This window comes from Virgisporangium aurantiacum, from assembly GCF_016863635.1.
Classification (GTDB): domain Bacteria; phylum Actinomycetota; class Actinomycetes; order Mycobacteriales; family Micromonosporaceae; genus Virgisporangium; species Virgisporangium aurantiacum.
This window is the reverse complement of record NZ_BOPG01000069.1, coordinates 29,515-45,198: the sequence shown is the minus strand read 5'-3', so window position 1 is coordinate 45,198 and position 15,684 is coordinate 29,515. Positions and strand designations below refer to the sequence as shown.

Annotated in this window: 16 protein-coding genes and 1 pseudogene; 6 read left to right on the top strand and 11 right to left on the bottom strand. The window is 70.7% G+C overall.

The features are described 5' to 3' along the window. Positions 1-4 precede the first annotated feature (4 nt). The 5 genes from paaE to paaA all read right to left on the bottom strand — a co-directional run bounded on the left by paaE (position 5) and on the right by paaA (position 3,662). Positions 5-1,111 (bottom strand): 1,2-phenylacetyl-CoA epoxidase subunit PaaE, encoded by a 1,107-nt coding sequence (paaE, locus tag Vau01_RS45985; protein WP_204006800.1) that lies wholly within the window; start codon positions 1,109-1,111, stop codon positions 5-7. After that, positions 1,111-1,593: a 1,2-phenylacetyl-CoA epoxidase subunit PaaD gene (gene paaD / locus Vau01_RS45980; protein ID WP_239152384.1), complete on the bottom strand. Its 483-nt coding sequence runs from the start codon at positions 1,591-1,593 to the stop codon at positions 1,111-1,113. Before paaD ends, paaE begins: the two co-directional genes overlap by 1 nt. Next, positions 1,590-2,273 carry a 1,2-phenylacetyl-CoA epoxidase subunit PaaC gene (gene paaC / locus Vau01_RS45975; protein ID WP_204006796.1) on the bottom strand — a complete coding sequence of 228 codons (684 nt, stop codon included), beginning with the start codon at positions 2,271-2,273 and terminating at the stop codon, positions 1,590-1,592. Before paaC ends, paaD begins: the two co-directional genes overlap by 4 nt. Before the next feature lie 76 nt (positions 2,274-2,349). After that, positions 2,350-2,631, bottom strand: coding sequence for a 1,2-phenylacetyl-CoA epoxidase subunit PaaB (gene paaB, locus Vau01_RS45970; protein WP_204006794.1), 282 nt, complete (start codon positions 2,629-2,631; stop codon positions 2,350-2,352). Beyond that, the gene (paaA, locus tag Vau01_RS45965) at positions 2,628-3,662 is read right to left on the bottom strand and encodes a 1,2-phenylacetyl-CoA epoxidase subunit PaaA (protein WP_204006792.1); all 1,035 of its coding nucleotides are present in this window, start codon (positions 3,660-3,662) and stop codon (positions 2,628-2,630) included. The genes paaB and paaA overlap by 4 nt, the downstream gene beginning before the upstream one ends. Before the next feature lie 165 nt (positions 3,663-3,827). Between paaA and Vau01_RS45960 the strand changes: the two genes are divergently transcribed. Then, positions 3,828-4,688: a serine hydrolase gene (locus Vau01_RS45960; RefSeq protein WP_204006791.1), complete on the top strand. Its 861-nt coding sequence runs from the start codon at positions 3,828-3,830 to the stop codon at positions 4,686-4,688. Here the strand turns inward: Vau01_RS45960 and Vau01_RS45955 are convergent, their stop codons facing one another. Next, entirely contained in the window at positions 4,689-6,944 is a 2,256-nt protein-coding gene (locus tag Vau01_RS45955) for a reverse transcriptase domain-containing protein (RefSeq protein ID WP_204006789.1), read from the bottom strand. A gap of 33 nt (positions 6,945-6,977) precedes the next feature. After that, positions 6,978-7,814 carry a menaquinone biosynthetic enzyme MqnA/MqnD family protein gene (locus tag Vau01_RS45950; RefSeq protein WP_204006787.1) on the bottom strand — a complete coding sequence of 279 codons (837 nt, stop codon included), beginning with the start codon at positions 7,812-7,814 and terminating at the stop codon, positions 6,978-6,980. Between the two features lie 37 nt (positions 7,815-7,851). Between Vau01_RS45950 and Vau01_RS45945 the strand changes: the two genes are divergently transcribed. Next, positions 7,852-8,721, top strand: coding sequence for a hypothetical protein (locus tag Vau01_RS45945; protein ID WP_204006786.1), 870 nt, complete (start codon positions 7,852-7,854; stop codon positions 8,719-8,721). Here the strand turns inward: Vau01_RS45945 and Vau01_RS45940 are convergent. Both Vau01_RS45940 and Vau01_RS45935 read right to left on the bottom strand, forming a co-directional pair. Continuing rightward, positions 8,707-9,933 (bottom strand): MFS transporter, encoded by a 1,227-nt coding sequence (locus Vau01_RS45940; RefSeq protein WP_204006785.1) that lies wholly within the window; start codon positions 9,931-9,933, stop codon positions 8,707-8,709. The two genes, Vau01_RS45945 and Vau01_RS45940, sit on opposite strands and share 15 nt — an antisense overlap. Positions 9,934-10,004: 71 nt before the next feature. Continuing rightward, positions 10,005-10,622: an ArsR/SmtB family transcription factor gene (locus tag Vau01_RS45935; protein WP_239152382.1), complete on the bottom strand. Its 618-nt coding sequence runs from the start codon at positions 10,620-10,622 to the stop codon at positions 10,005-10,007. A 102-nt stretch (positions 10,623-10,724) separates the two neighbouring features. Here Vau01_RS45935 and Vau01_RS45930 point away from each other — a divergent pair, with 102 nt between their 5' ends. Next, positions 10,725-12,101 carry an ATP-binding protein gene (locus tag Vau01_RS45930; protein WP_204006784.1) on the top strand — a complete coding sequence of 459 codons (1,377 nt, stop codon included), beginning with the start codon at positions 10,725-10,727 and terminating at the stop codon, positions 12,099-12,101. Here the strand turns inward: Vau01_RS45930 and Vau01_RS45925 are convergent, their stop codons facing one another. Together Vau01_RS45925 and Vau01_RS45920 are read right to left on the bottom strand one after the other, a co-directional pair. Beyond that, on the bottom strand, positions 12,102-12,422 hold the full coding sequence (locus Vau01_RS45925) for a helix-turn-helix domain-containing protein (RefSeq protein WP_204006783.1): 321 nt from the start codon (positions 12,420-12,422) through the stop codon (positions 12,102-12,104). It lies immediately after the preceding gene. Then, positions 12,419-12,634 (bottom strand): annotated as a pseudogene (locus Vau01_RS45920) (type II toxin-antitoxin system RelE/ParE family toxin); the annotation flags it as partial. The gene Vau01_RS45925 and the pseudogene Vau01_RS45920, both read right to left, overlap by 4 nt. A gap of 287 nt (positions 12,635-12,921) precedes the next feature. Here Vau01_RS45920 and Vau01_RS45915 point away from each other — a divergent pair. The 3 genes from Vau01_RS45915 to Vau01_RS45905 are packed head-to-tail and all read left to right on the top strand — an operon-like array spanning position 12,922 to position 15,666. Then, positions 12,922-14,925 carry a HelD family protein gene (locus Vau01_RS45915; RefSeq protein WP_239152380.1) on the top strand — a complete coding sequence of 668 codons (2,004 nt, stop codon included), beginning with the start codon at positions 12,922-12,924 and terminating at the stop codon, positions 14,923-14,925. Continuing rightward, positions 14,922-15,281: a hypothetical protein gene (locus Vau01_RS45910; RefSeq protein ID WP_204006781.1), complete on the top strand. Its 360-nt coding sequence runs from the start codon at positions 14,922-14,924 to the stop codon at positions 15,279-15,281. The genes Vau01_RS45915 and Vau01_RS45910 overlap by 4 nt, the downstream gene beginning before the upstream one ends. Then, the gene (locus Vau01_RS45905; RefSeq protein ID WP_204006780.1) at positions 15,274-15,666 is read left to right on the top strand and encodes a hypothetical protein; all 393 of its coding nucleotides are present in this window, start codon (positions 15,274-15,276) and stop codon (positions 15,664-15,666) included. Before Vau01_RS45910 ends, Vau01_RS45905 begins: the two co-directional genes overlap by 8 nt. The last annotated feature ends 18 nt before the right edge of the window (positions 15,667-15,684 follow it).

Below are 15,684 nucleotides of genomic sequence, written 5' to 3'. Positions count from 1 at the left end.
TTGGTCACGCGTCATAGTCGACCACGAGAGTGGCCGATATCGGCACCGACTGACAGGTCAAAACGTATCCCCTGGCCGTTTCGTCCGGTTCCAAAGCGTAGTTGCGGGCCATCTCGACCTGGCCCTCGACCACCATGGCCCGGCAGGTCGAGCACACCCCGCCCTTGCAGGCGTACGGCAGTTCCGGCCGCACCGCGAGCGCCGCGTCGAGCACCCGCGCGTCGGGCGCCATGTCGAAGGTCGACTCCCGGCCGTCCAACCGGATCGTGACCGTGGTCGCGGCGCCCGGCGTGGCCGGGCGTTCGCGCGGCGGCGGCGGCTCGTCGTCCACATGAAAAAGCTCAGAGTGGACGCGCGTGCGCTCGCCGAGCACGGCCTTCGCGTCGAGTACGAGACCGTACGGGCCGCACAGGAACCACTCGTCGACCGTGGCCGCGTCGACGAGCACGCTCTCGAAGATCCGCGTGAGCCGGTCGCCGTCGAGCCGGCCGGAGAGCAGGTCGGCGCCCTGCGGTTCGCGGGAGAGCACGTGCACCAGGTGGAACCGGGCCGGGTAGCGGTCCTTCAGGTCGGCCAGTTCCTCGGCGAACATGACGCTGCGCGCGTACCGGTTGCCGAAGAGCAGCGTGAACCGGCTCCCGGGCTCGGTGGCCAGGGCCGTGGCGACCAGCGACAGGACCGGCGTGATCCCGGACCCGGCGGCGACGGCGCCGTAGTGCCTCGTGCGGGCGGGGTCGAAGTCGGTGGTGAAGTGGCCCAGCGGCGGCAGCACGTCGACGACGTCGCCGGGTCGCATGTCGCCGCACGCCCAGGTGGAGAACACGCCGTCGGGCACCAGTTTCACGCCGACCCGGAGCCGGCCGTGCTCGGCGAGCTCGCGCGGCGTCGAGCAGATCGAGTAGCTCCGCCGCGCGTCGACCTCACCCGGTCGCATCGGGCGGCGGACGGTGAGGTGCTGACCGGCGCGGAACGCGAACGCCGTCCGCAGGTCCTCGCTCACCGCGAACGTCACCGCGACCGCGTCGTCGGTGAGCCGGTCGACGGCCGCCACCGGCAGCGGATGGAAGACCGGGCGCCGTTTGACCGGACGCCGCACGACGACCTCCGTCATCAGTGCGCCTTGACCGAGTCGAAGGGTTCCCGGCACGACCGGCAGCGCCAGAGCGACTTGCACGCGGTGGACCCGAACCGGGACAGCTCCTCGGTGTCCGGCGAGCCGCACCGGGGGCAGCGCATGGTCAGCCGCAGCATCGTCGCGCCCGGTTTGGCTGTCGCCGGTGGCGGAACAGTTCCGGCGGCGGCGAGCTTCGCGCGTCCGTCGGCCGAGATCCAGTCCGTGGTCCACGGCGGTGACAGCTCCGTGCGGACCTCGACCCCGGCGGCGCCGGCCCTGGTCGCGGCGGCGACGATGTCGCGACGGATCACGTCCATGGCCGGGCAGCCGGTGTACGTGGGCGTGATCGTCACGACCACCCGGCCGTCGGCGGCGACCTCGATACCGCGCAGGATCCCGAGGTCGGCGATCGTGAGGACGCGGATCTCGGGGTCCGGTACCGCCGCGATGGCCGCTTCGACGGCGGATTCGACGGTCACCATGTCGCCCCCGGGTGGGCGCGGTGCAGCACCTGCATCTCGGCCAGGAGGAGGCTGAGGTGCTCGGTGTGCACGCCGCTCCGGCCGCCGGTGGGCCGCCAGCGGTCCTCGGGCCGGGTCAGCGTGGCTTCCTCGAGCGTCGTCTGTACGGTTTCGAGCCACGTCGTACGCAATGGATCGAACGGGGGCTCGAAGAGTTCGTGGGTGTACGGCCACAGGTCGTCGACCGCGGCCTGGGCCCGCCGGTGCGACTCCTCCGTGCCGTCGCCCAGCCGGATCGTCCACAGTTTGGCGTGGTCGAGGTGGTAGGTGCTCTCCTTGACGGCCTTGGCGGCGATCGGACCCAGCTCTCCGTCTTCGCTCAGGCTTTCGTACAACGGCTTCTGGTACGCCGCGAGGAACAGCAGTTTGACCATGGTGACCGCGAAGTCGCCGTCAGGCAGTTCGACCAGCAGGCAGTTGCGGAACTCGCGGTCGGTGCGCAGGAAGGCGAGGTCGTCCTCGGTCCGGCCATTCTCCTGGCCGGCGTGGGTGAGCAGGAGGCGCGCGGTGCCCAACTGGTCGAGCGCGATGTTAGCCAGCGCGATGTCCTCTTCCAGTTCCGGGCCGCGCGAGCACCACTCGGCCAGGCGCTGGGCCGCGATCAACGCGTCGTCGGCGAGCGCAAGGGCGTCGGTCATGCCGGGTCCCCACTCCGTGGTGACCCGCCCTGACCGGGAGGGCTCTGCTTGATGATGCCCTCGCACGAGTGCTCGGTCATATGTGCGGCGCGCCTTCCGGAACGTCGTAGAACGTGGGATGCCGGTAGACCTTGTCGGCGGCCGGGTCGAAGAAGGCGTCCTTCTCGTCGGGGCTGCTCGCGGTGATCTCGACGGCCGGCACCACCCAGATCGACACGCCCTCCTGGCGACGGGTGTAGACGTCGCGCGCGTTGCGCAGCGCGGTCTCCGCGTCGGGGGCGTGGACGCTGCCGACGTGCGTGTGGGAGAGCCCCCGCCGCGGCCGGACGAACACCTCCCACAGTGCCCAGCCCGTCATGCGGCTGCTTTCTTCTTGGCGTACGCCGCGGCCGCCTCGCGGACCCAGGCGCCGTCGTCGTGGGCCCGGCGGCGGTGCGCCATGCGCTGCCGGTTGCACGGGCCGTCGCCCTTGATCACGCGCATCAGTTCCGTGTAGTCGGGCTGGGTGTAGTGGTGCCGGCCCTCCTCGGCGTTCCAGTGGAGGTCGGGGTCGGGGAGCTTCAGGTCGAGGATCTCGGCCTGCGGCACGCACATGTCGACGAACTTCTGCCGCAGGTCGTCGTTGGAGAAGCGCTTGATCTTCCACGCCATCGACTGCTCGGAGTGGGTGGAGTCGCCGTCGGGCGGGCCGAACATCGCGAGCGACGGGTACCACCAGCGGTCGACCGCGTCCTGCGCCATCGCCTTCTGCCCGGCGGTGCCGTGCGACAGCGTGTAGAGGATCTCGTAGCCCTGCCGCTGGTGGAACGACTCCTCCTTGCAGATGCGGATCATGGCCCGGGCGTACGGGCCGTACGAGCACCGGCACAGCGGCACCTGGTTGACGATCGCCGCGCCGTCGACCAGCCAGCCGATGGCGCCGATGTCGGCCCAGGTGAGCGTCGGGTAGTTGAAGATCGACGAGTACTTCTGCCGGCCACTGACGAGCATCTCGACGAGCTCGTCGCGGTTGATGCCGAGCGTCTCGGCCGCGGCGTACAGGTACAGGCCGTGTCCGGCCTCGTCCTGGACCTTGGCCAGCAGGATCGCCTTGCGCTTGAGCGTGGGCGCGCGGCTGATCCAGTTGCCCTCCGGCTGCATCCCGATGATCTCGGAGTGGGCGTGCTGGGCGATCTGTCGGATCAGCGTCTTCCGATACGCGTCGGGCATCCAGTCGCGCGGTTCGATCTTCTGCTCGGCGGCGATGAGTTCGTCGAAGTGGAGCGCGCCCGTGGGTGCCTCAGCCGCCGCGCCCCTGGGCGCCTCCGGCGCTGTGAGCAGCGCACGTTCGGCCCGCTCCACCTCGGCGAGCAGGCCCGTTTCGTCCGGCGCGAAGTCGTTGCCGCACACCCCGCAAGTGTTACAGCCGACCCGCCTTGATCGCAATCTGCTGTAACACCGCAACCTCACCCCCGGTTAAGCGTGTTGTTTCGCAAGAAGGCAGCTAACTCACATTCCACCAGGCAAGGTACAAATATGGTTATTCGTGGCACACCGTTCATTGCGGCGGTCGTCATGAGCGCCGCCGCCATGCTGCTGATGCCCGACGTGGTCAGCACCGCCCAGACCCCGGGGCAGCGCCCACCACGTGCGGGAACCGCGATGGAGGCCAACCTCGACGAGGGTGCGGCGGTGCCGCCGCCGGTGCAGGCCGTGCAACCGGCCCCGGCGGGCACTGCCCGTACCCTGCGGGCCGGACAGGTCGACCTCACCACCGCCGGGTTCTGGTCGTGGGCGCTGATCGACCGGCGCACCGGCACCCTCAGCGGCTCGGCCAACCTCGCCGCCCGCTCCGACACCGCGTCGATGATCAAGACGTGGATCGCCGCCGACTACCTCCGCCGCCAGGCCGAGCGGGGCGCCGGCGTGGAGGACACCCGGCTGAAAGCCCTGAGCCAGATGATCCGCGACAGCGACAACGCGATCGCGAACACCTTCAACACCGCCAACGGCGGCAGCACCTCGATCAACCGCATGATCCGGACCTGCGGCCTCACCGAGAGCCGCCCGGTCGCGTCCGGCTCGTGGAGCACGACGGAGGTCTCCGCCCGCGACGGCGCCCGGCTGGCCGTGTGCGTCGCCGACGGTCGTGCCGCCGGCCCGAAGTGGACCGCCTGGCTCCTGAACGAGATGCGCCAGGTGCGCGGCGCCGGCCGCTTCGGCATCATCGACGCGTTCCCGCCGGACGTGGCCACCAAGGTCGCGGTGAAGAACGGCTGGATCAACCGCAAGGACGGCAAGTGGCACATCGCCTGTCTCGCCGTCACCGACGATTGGGCCCTGAGCGTGCTGACCCAGTACCCGGTCGACCTGGGGATGGCCCACGGCGCCAACATCTGCAAACAGGTGGCCGTTCAACTGGGCACCACCGCCTGATCAGAACGGCGGCTCGTCGTCGAACAGTTCCTCCTGGTGCTGCTCGGGCCCGGCGCCCTGCCACCGCCGGCCGAGGAGGCGCAACGGCACCAGTTCGGTGGTGAGGAACCGGAACGTGCCGAACCGCTCGCGGATCTCGGGCCCGTACACGGTGAGAATCCACCGCCAGTACGGGGCCAGCCCGCGTTGCCGACCGTGCGAGATGGTGGAGCCCCGGTCGATGAAGTCGGCCACCATGCCCTTCATCGCCGCCGTCTCCCGGGGCGCGGCCGGCAACAACGGAGCGGTCAGGTGCTGGTAGTACTCCCCCCAGCGGTGGTCGTCGGTGTCCCACCCCGGCCCGGCCGGACCGGGCGGCGGGCCGACGCGGCTCCGGCACCGGAACGCCTCGGCGAACTGCCCCGCCAGCACCTGCGGCGCGCGCAACCCCAGCCCGCCCGCGGTGACCGGCCAGTACAACCAGGCCTCCGGGATCGGGCCGGCCTGCCCGTCGCTGTCGCTGACGAGCCGCTCGATGTCGGCGCACAACTCGTCGACGATGCTGCGGCCGGGGCCGCCGTGGTCGCGGTGGAACCGCAGCAGTGCCTCGCTCACCATCGCGCGATGGTGCGGCCCGAGGTCGGTGCCGACGGCCAGGGCGTCGACCAGGTAGGTCAGGTCGCTGTTGACGACGTCGACCTTCGACAGCACCGACCCCGCGGCGGACGCGAGCCGCCGGCTCCGGGCGAGGTACTCCTCGAAGCCCGGTTCGTGCAGCCCCCACTGCCCCCGATCGTCCAGCGTCACCATGCCCCACCGGGGCGTCGGCGCTCCCACCAGCGCGTCGGGAAGTGAACCGCCGATCGCGACAGCGCCGAACTTGTCGTCGTTGAGCGTCAGTCCACAGGCGGCGACGAAGTCCGCCACGTGCTGCCACGCCGCGACCACGGCGCCCGGATCGGCGCTGAGCAGGCAGATGTCGTCGACCCGACGGATGATCCGGACCGGGGTGCGGGCCTCGACGTACGCCTCCAGGCACGTACCGACCAGTTCGGCGAGCACGTCGGACAGCCGGTAGCCCAGGGGAACGCCCCGCCGCGCCCGGGGCGGTTCCGGATCGTCGGCCGGCTCCGGCGCCAACGGCATCGCCAGGAAGGCCGCCACCTGCTCGAGGTCGCGGTCCGGCAGGCCGATCTTCCGCAGGACCGTCATCAGGAGATCGTGGGGAATGCTCGCGTAGTAGTCGCGGATGTCGAGCTTCACCAGGTACATCGGCCGGGGGCCGAACGCGGCCGCGTCGAGTTCGAGCTCGGCGTCGATCAGGGCCAGCGCGACGTTGAAGCCCTCGTGGTCGTCGTGGTAGCCACCCATCCGGTGCAACTTGGCCAGCAGGTCGCGGCGATGGGTCTGCACCTGCACCGACCAGTGGGAGTACTCGCGCTCCGGCTGCGTCCGCCGGCTCAGCCGGGTCTCGAACCGCCGGGCCCAGATGTCGTGCAGGCACGCCATCGGCAGATCCTGCATCGGGTACAGCCGCCACCGGTTCCGGGTCCACACCGCCCGGGTCGCGACCCCGCCGGCCGGCCAGCGCAGACCGTCGGCGTCGGCGCCGAGAACGGTGAGCACGTCGGCCAGCTCACCGGCGAGCGTCTGGTCGGCCGCGAACCGCCGCGCCTCGGCCCGCAGGCCGGGTTCCAGGTACTGCTCGTCGCCCAGCGCCTGGAGCACCGGCGTGAGATCGCCGAGGGACACGGCCGTCGACGTCGCGTCGGTTCCCGCGCCCGGTTGACCGAACCCGAGCCGCAGCCCGTCGACGAGGTCCCGATGCCGGTTGGCCGGTGCCGGGGCCAGGATCCGGGCCCGGAGTTCACGATGGCCGGACGGATCCGCCTCGGGCCGGGGAACGCCGGCGCCCTCGGCCCACTCCTCCAGCAACGCCCCGAACCGGAACACGAACTCCGACCGCAGGCGCCCGCAGGCGAGCTCGTCGACCAGCCGGGCGGACCAGCGCTCGACGAGGTCGGGCGACGTGAGGCCACCGGCCAGCGACCCGTTGACCAGTACCCGCAGGTCGGCCAGCTCCGGGTGCAACGTACGGCCGGCCAGGGTGAGGTCGCCGAGACCGGTGGCCAGCTCCGTCAACCGCCCGTGCGGATCGGTGGCAGCCGCCGCCCGGGTGGCGAGATCGTCGTACACCCCGCGCAACTCGTCGCGTTGGGCCCGGAGCTCGCGCAGCTTCACGGCGGTGATGAACCGGGTCGTCGAATCGGGAATCACGATCGCGAACCGTAGCGGCGGGGTGCGACAGAACTACGCGAAGAAGACGGGACCGTCCGCCGGAAGGGCCGGCGCCTCGCCGCGGTCGGCGGCCCGGCGGGCGAACTCGCGGAGGCCGGCCACCTGGCGCTCGCCCAGCGAGAAGTCGAGCACCCGGAAGTACGTCGCCAGCGTGGGGGCGTCGAACGGCTCCCACCGTGCGGCGGCCGTGGCGGCGTCGTCGAGTTCGTCGAGGCAGAGTTCGCGGGAGCGGATGAACGCCTCGTGGACGTCCTTCGTGAGGCCGGGGTGCGCGAGAGCGAAATCGCGGCGGACGGCCCAGGCGGCGAACACCATGGGCAACCCCGTCCACTCCCGCCACGCCTGGCCCAGGTCGGTGACCAGCAGGTTGCCGGGCGAGATCACCGTACGGAGCGCGACGTCGCCGATGAGCACGGCCGCGTCGGCCTCCTGGAGCATGCGGCCGAGGTCGGGCGGGCTGCTGAAGTACGTGGGCCGCACGCCGAACCGGTCGGCGAGCAGCATCCGGGCCAGCAGGGCGCCGGTACGGGAGGTGGAGCCCAGTGCAACCGGACGGCCGTCGAGTTCGTGTAATGGCCGGGTCGACGCGATGACCACCGACTGCACGGGGCCGTCGCTGCCGACCGCGAGGTCCGGAAGCAGCAGCAGTTCGTCGGCGTGACGAAGGTACTCCACGAGCGAAATGGGTCCGATGTCCAGATCTCCCGCGACCAGAGCGGCGTTGAGCCGGTCGGGCGTGTCCTTGTACAGGTCGACGTCGAGCAGGGCACCCGACCGCATCAGCCCCCAGTAGATCGGCAGGCAGTTGAGGAACTGGATGTGGCCCACGCGGGGACGGCGAACTGTCACCCCGCAATACTGCTCCGCCGGAGGTAGATTGCGCTCCGTGCGGCGGGGTGCAGTGCTGGTCGTCACGGCCGTGGTCGCCGTGCTGATCGGCGCTGCTGTGGCCGTCCCCTATGTTCTTGCCGCGGCCGACGACGGCCGCACCTATTTCACCTACCCCGAGCCGAGCGTTGCCCCTTCCGAAGCACAAACCGCGAGCCCGGCCGCCAGCCCGACCACGGCGGGCCCGTTCCTCACCGCCAAACCGGTGGCGATCAACACGCCCGGTTTCTGGTCGTGGGCGCTGCTCGACACCGCGACCGGCGCGATCACCGGCTCGGCCAACATCGCCGCGCCCAGCGACACCGCCTCGATGAGCAAGGCGTGGGTCGCCGCCGACTACCTGCGCCGCGCCGGCGAGAAGAAACAGAAACCGAGCGCCGTGATCATGCAGCGGCTCAGCAAGATGATCCGCGACAGCGACACCACGTACACGTTCGAGTTCCACAAGGCCAACGGCAACCTCGGGTCCATCAAGCGAATGATCTCGATGTGCGGGCTCACCGAGACCACCGGCGTGCAGAACTCGTGGAGCCTCACGAAGATGTCGGCCCGCGACGTCGCGCGCCTGGCCGCCTGCATCGCCGACGGCCGCGCGGCCGGCCCGGAGTGGACCGGTTGGCTGCTCGGCGAGATGCGCGCGGTGCGCGGGCCGGGCAAGTTCGGGGTGATCGAGATCGCCCCGCCCGCGGAGCAGGTCGCGGTGAAGAACGGCTGGCTGCTGCGCGACGACAAGCAGTGGCACATCGCGTGCATGGCCATCGGCCGGGGCTGGACGCTGAGCGTCATGGCCCGGCATGCGGGCAGCCTGGGCAAGAACCACGGCGCGGGGATCTGCCGCAAGGTCGCCGAACAGCTAAGAAGCGGCTAACGCCGGTTGCGGCTCGACCGTCGGTTCCGGCCGTTTCGCGGCCCGAAGGATGGGGACCGCGAGAGCAGCCATGGTCAGCACGCCGGCCAGCCCGGCGGCGGCCACGCACTGGCGTGGGGTGAGCACCTGCAGCAACACGCCCGCGAGCACGTAACCGACGGCGACCGCGCCGTTGGAGAAGCCGTTGAGCAGCCCCGAGGCCCGGCCGCGCGACCGCGCCGGCACCCGGCGGGCCATCAGCAGGCCGACCACGGAGTTCAGCGCACCGTTGAACCCGCCGGCGACGATGTACAACGGCACCAGCCACAGCACGTTGGGCACGGTCGACGCCACCAGGAACACCAGGCCCATCCCGGCCAGCGACACGATGAGGCCGAGGGCCAGCGAGTCGTCGCCGCGGGCGAACCGGGCCACCGCCCAGGCACCGGCCACCAACCCGATCGTGAGCACGGTGTCGACCAGGCCGTAGGCAATCGCCGACGCGTCCAACGTGTCGCGGACGAAGAACACCAGCACCACGTTCACCACGCTGATCGCGCCGATCACCACCGTCGCCGCCGGCACCAACCGGACGAGCAGCGGGTCCTGGCGCAGCCGCCAGGTCTGCTCCTGTTCGGTCTTCGTGGCCTTCGCACCCCGTCTGGTACGGAGGACCAGCCCCGCCACGACCACCGCGACATACGTGACGGCGTTGAGGAGCAACGGGAGCCGCAGCCCGAACCCGCCCACCAGGAACCCGGCCAGTCCCGGCCCGATGATCATGCCGACCGAGTTGGCGGTCTGACCGATCGCCATCGCCCTGGGCAGGCTCGCCCGGCGCACCATCGCCGGGATCAGTGCGACGAACGTCGGCTGGCTGATCGCGAGCCCGGTCGACAGCAGCGCGGCCAGGGCGACCAGCGCCGCCGTGTTCGTGGTGAAGGCCATCCCCACGCAGCACACCACCTGTGCCAGGCCGACCGTGGTGAGCAGCAGGCGGCTGTCGAACCGGTCGGCGAGGCGCCCGCCCACCGGGGCGAGCAGCACCATCGGCACGGTGCTGGCCAGCAGGAGGGCGGCCACCCCGAAGCCGTCGTCGCCGCGCTGCTGGAGGGCCAGGACCAGCGCGGTCGCGGCGAGGAAGTCGCCGGCGAGGGAGACCGCCCGGGCGCTGGCGGCGACCCAGACGTCGCGCCAGTCGTCGCGCTGTTGTTCTTCCGATGCGAAGGACATACTTCGAAGTATCCACTTCACATCTCGGCCGGACAATCCCCTTGTGTTGATGTTGTTCGTTTCTTTGCGGGCTAGTGGCCGGATTTATCCGGCTTATCCGGCAGCGGGACCGTGCGGTAGCCGATCGCGAGCATCCTCGACTCGGGCGGCGGCTCGGCCCGGTGCGACAGCGCGTACGGCTGGAGCAGCGCGGCGACCTTCCGGTTCAGGTCCCTGAGTTCATCGACGGTGGCCACGATCATCGTCTCGCTCAGCGAGGCCGCCTCGTACCACTCGCGGGGTTCGTCGGGCCACCGCACCACCCAGTTCCGGACCCGGGCCTCCGACCTGGCCAGCCAGATCAGAACGAGTTCCTGCTCGGCCTTGATCGTCTCGGCGTCGCTGCCGGGCCTGATTTCGACCTCGTAGCCGCCCGAGACCACCAGTTGCCAGACCCGCTCGCGACCGTCACCCCGGCCGGGAGCCTCCTGCACCAGACCGGCCCGGGCCAGCGCGCGCAGGTGATAACTGGTCGCGCTCGGGGTGAGGCCGCACACCGCGGCGAACTCGGTGGCCGTGCCGGCCCGACCGAGGGCAAGCTCCTCGAGAATCGTCAACCGGGCCGGATGGGCGAGCGCCCGCATCACGAGCGGGTCGCTGATCTTGGCCCGCTTGGGTGCCTCGTCTGCCACGCCCTCGTCCTCCGCCACGCCCCTAAGGGTGCCATTCACCGCAACACGCCTCCCACGAGGCGTCGCACTTACCCGGTACAAAGAGTTTGTACTACAAGCTGTTTGTAGTACCTTGGTGCGGTGGCCATCGTGGGACGCACGGCCGAGCTCGCCGAGTTGAACGCGGCCTGGGCGCGGGCCGCCGGCGGTCACCCGGAGCTCGCGGTGGTCTGGGGTCGGCGTCGCATCGGAAAGACCTTTCTGCTCTCGCACTTCGCCGGCGACAAGCGCGCGGTCTACTTCACCGCCACCCGGCAGGACACCGACGACCGGCAGTTACGGCGGTTCGCCGGTGCGCTCCGCGAGCAGCTGGAAGAGGACGTGCGAGACCTGGTCCCCGAGACGTTCCCCACGTGGGAGGCCGCGCTGCGGTTCGTCGCCGGGCTGGCCCGCACCGAGCCGCTGCTGGTCGTCCTCGACGAGGCGCCGCGCCTCACCGGCGGGCGCGCCGACTTCGCCGACACGGTGTCGGCCGTCTGGGAGAACCACGTCCGGAACCAGCGGCTCATGCTGGTGATCACCGGCTCCGCGGTCGCGGTGATGGAGCAGATGCTGGGCCCGCAGGGCGGGTTGCACCGCAGGGCCGGCGTCGAGCGCCGGATGGACCCCTTTCCGCTCGCCGAGGCGCGGGCGTTCCAGCCCTCGCTGGCACCGGAGACGTTCGTCGAGGCGTACGCGGCCTGCGGCGGCTACCCGCTCCACCTGAGCCGCTGGTCACCCGGCCTTTCGACCAACGACAACCTGCGCGAACTGGCCTTCACCCCGGGCGGCCTGTTGCTGCGCGACGCGCCCGACATCCTCTCCGAAGACCTCGACTGGCGCGGCGGCTACGAACGGGTGCTCACCGCCATGGCCGGTGGCGCCCGTCGCCGCTCGCGGATCGCCGGCCGGGCCCAGCAACGCATCGACTACACCCTCGACCGGCTGCGGCGGGCCGGCTACGTCCGCACGGTCCGCTCCCTGGGGAGCACCGGCTCGCCCGATCCGCTCTATGAGATCGCCGACCACTACCTTGCCTACTGGTTCCGCGTCCTCCGCGACGACGCCGACCTGATCGAGGGCGGGCAGGGCCCGGCCGTCCAGCGCCGCACGGCCGGCCGGTGGCAGTCGCACCTGGCGCAGGTCTTCGAGGCCGCCGCCCGCGACCACGCCGGCCGCCTCGTGGCAGCCGGCGACCTCCCGCCCGACACGGTGGTCGGCCGCTGGTGGAAGGACGAAACGGTGGAGATCGACGTGCTCGGCCTGGCCGGCGACCACCCCGTTCTGGTCGGCGAATGCCGCTGGCAGGCGGGTCCGCTGACCGTCCGCGACCTGGGTGACCTTCAGCGCAGGGCCGCCCACCTCCCCGAACCCGGCGGTACGGCCCTGACGTACGCGTTCTGGTCGAGGGGCGGCCCCGACGCGTCGCTGGGCGGCCACCCCGAGGTCCGGACGTTCACGCCCGCGGATCTGCTCTGATCAGGCGACGTGCATCTGCTCGTCGCCGAAGTCGGCAACCAGGATGAGCGTGCCACCGAGAGCCGCGACGTAGCGGGCGAGCACATCCTGGGTGGACACCTTGCCCGATTCGATCTGGGAAACCCGGGCCACCGATATCCCCATGTGGGTGGCGACCTGCTCCTGGGTCATGCCGCGGTGCTTGCGCATCTCGACGAGCCGCCAACCGCGGGCCCAGTCATCCAGCTCCCGAGCGCGCGCCTTGAACGCCTCTTCCCCGCCGGCGTCCGCCACGGCACGGGCATAGTGTTCGGTGTCGCGCCAGCGAACATACTCGCTCATCGACCCTGCTCCTCTTCCCGGTCCTTTAGGTACTCCGCGTAGAGCTGCTCCGCTTCTGGGATCGCCCTCCGGTACCAGCTGCTCCACTGGCCGGACTTGTCGCCGGCCACGAGCAGAATCGCCGACCGCCAAGGATCGAAGACGAACAGGATTCTGACCTCGGATCGGCCGGCGGACGGTGGCCGGAGTTCCTTCATGTTCGCTATGCACGATCGCCGTGGTGGAGTCGAGGAACTCCTTTACTTGCGAGGTGACGAAAATGTCCCATGCCATTCCAACCAACCTCCCAGGTTAACAATATTATTAACAGGGGACAGAGGGGCTGGCAAACAAGCCCTGCGTTGTAAATCGGTGGAGGGATTGGGGGTATCGGCGTAACCTGGCTGGCCGCTTGACGGCCGCGGTGTGTTGCACCGCAGCGGACGTCACCGCGCCTGGGTTTGCCCACGCCGCCCCGGATACGCGAGCGAGCCACGAATGGTCCGTAAGGGAACGCCACGTGCCTGTGTCCGATCTTGACTCCGACCTCGCAGCAGAACGTCAACATCTCACCGAGTCCCGGGCCGCGCTCAAACGGATGCGCGAGCTGGCCGAGGTGCTCTTCGCCACGGGCGACAGGGTCGCCGGTGATGCCTACACCGCCGAGCAGCTCGGCCGGCACATGTCCCGGCGGATGCGGGAGCTCGCCGACGACCCGAACACGCCGCTCTTCTTCGGGCGGCTCGAACTGAGCGACGACAACCGGTTCCACATCGGGCGACGACACGTCACCGACGCGGCCGGCGAGCCGATGGTGCTCGACTGGCGGGCACCCGTCTCGCGGTCGTTCTACCAGGCCAGTGCGCGCGACCCGCAGGGCGTGCGCACCCGGCGGCGCTTCGGGTTCGTGAAGGGCCGGCTCACCAGCTTCGAAGACGAGCACCTCGACCGCGGGGAGGAACTCGGCACCGCCAGCCGCATCCTGACGGCGGAGATCGAGCGGCCCCGCGTCGGGCCGATGCGCGACATCGTCGCCACGATCCAGCCGGAACAGGACGAACTGGTCCGCGCCGAGCTGGGCGACACGATCTGCGTGCAGGGCGCACCGGGTACCGGCAAGACCGCGGTGGGCCTGCACCGGGCGGCGTTCCTGCTCTTCACGCACCGCGAACGGCTGCGAAGGTCGGGCGTGCTGATCGTCGGGCCGAACACGGCGTTCCTGCACTACATCGCGAGCGTGCTGCCGGCCCTCGGCGAACTCGACGTGCACCAGTCCACCGTCGACGCGCTGGTCGACACCGTGCCGGTCAAGGCGGTTGACACGCCCGAAGCGGCGCGGGTCAAGCATGACGCGAAGATGGCCGCGGTGCTGTCGGACGCGCTCTGGCGGCGCATCGGCAAGCCGACCGAGCCGCTGACCGTCCCCGACGATTCCTACCGGTGGCGGATCGCCATCGAACGGCTGCGCCGCATCGTCGACGACGTGAGACGGGAGAACCCGGCGTACGGCGTGGGGCGGGAACGGGTCCGGGCCCGGGTGGTCGGGCTGCTGCAGCGGCAGTCGGAGACCCGGCGGGGCGACTCGCCCAGCGACACCTGGCTCCGCCGGATGGGCCGGAGCAAGCCGGTCACCGCGCTCCTCGACCAGGTGTGGCCGGCGGTCACCGGTCCGGAGCTGGTGGCGGAACTGCTCACCGACCCGAGCACCACCGAGCTCACCCCGGCGGAACAGGAGGCCATCCGCTGGGCGAAACCCCCGAAAACCTGGAAATCCGCCCGGTGGACCCATGCCGACGCCGTCCTCGTCGACGAGGCCAACGGGTTGATCGAACGTCCGACCAGCTTCGGGCACGTGGTGGTCGACGAGGCGCAGGACCTCTCCCCCATGCAGTGCCGGGCGATCGCCCGCCGCAGCGAACACGCGGCGCTCACCGTGCTCGGCGACCTCGCACAGGGCACCGCGCCGTGGGCCGCCAGGACGTGGACGGAGAGCCTCGACCACCTCGGCAAGCCGCAAGGGCGGGTGGTGCCGTTGACCACCGGGTTCCGGGTTCCGGCCGCGGTGCTCGTCCTCGCGAACCGGCTGTTGCCGGCGCTCGCTGTCGACGTCCCCCCGGCTGTTTCCCTGCGCGCCGACGGTGAGCTGCGCGTGACGAACGACCACGACGTGCCCGGCGCGACGATCGCCGCGGTCCGCCGCGCGCTCGCGATCGAGGGGTCGGTCGGCGTGATCGCGCCCGACGCCGCCGTGGCCGGGCTCCGCACGGCGCTCGCGGAGGTCGGCATCGAGACCGCGACCGCCGACGAGGTGGAAGCCGCGGAGCGGGTAACGCTGCTTCCGGCGACGGTCGCGAAGGGCCTCGAATACGACCACGTGATCATCGTCGAACCGGCCGACATCGTCGCGGCGGAGGCGCGCGGCCTCAACCGCCTGTACGTCGTGCTGACCCGTGCGGTGTCGCGGCTCGACATCGTGCACGCGAAGGCGCTGCCGCATCAGCTGTCTGACACACTTTCCGGGTGATCGACGCGCTGGGCTACGTGGTCATCGCGGCCGGGCTGGCGTACGCGGTGTGGGGGTTCGTGGCGGCCCGCCTCGACCGCGCACCCGGGCGTGCCCTGTTCACCGCCGCGTGGGTGCTCTCGGCGCTGGTCGGTGTGTGGACGGTCACCGCGGTCGTCCTGATCGCGGGCGGGCACGACGTGCAACTCGGCCTGCTGCTTGGGTACCTGCTCACCGCGGTGATCCTCGAACCGGCCGCGATCTACCTGGCGAAACTCGAACCCACGAAGTGGGGATCGGTGATCCTGGCCGCGGGTGCGCTGGTGCTGGCGCCGCTGTTCCTGCGGTTGCTGCAGATCTGGGGGCTCGGTGGCTAGAAAGATCAACATCGGGCCAGGACGGGCGCTGCTGCTCGTGTACGCGGTGTTCGCGCTGAGCGCGAGCGTGCGGGCCGCGTACCAGCTCGTCACGAAGTTCGACGAGGCGCCGGTCGCGTACCTGCTCTCCGCGTTCGCGGCGGCGATCTACGTGGTGGCGACGGTCGCGCTCGCGAAGGGTGGCGAAACGGCGCGGAAGGTCGCGCTGGTCGCCTGCTCGATCGAGCTCGTGGGGGTGCTCACGGTCGGGACGATCAGCTACGTGCAGCCCGACGACTTCCCCGACGCCACGGTGTGGTCGCACTTCGGGCAGGGGTACGGGTTCATACCCGTCGTGCTGCCGGTGCTGGGTCTGATCTGGTTGATCAGGGCCGGCAGGGATTAGGAAAACGGTCCCGGGGGC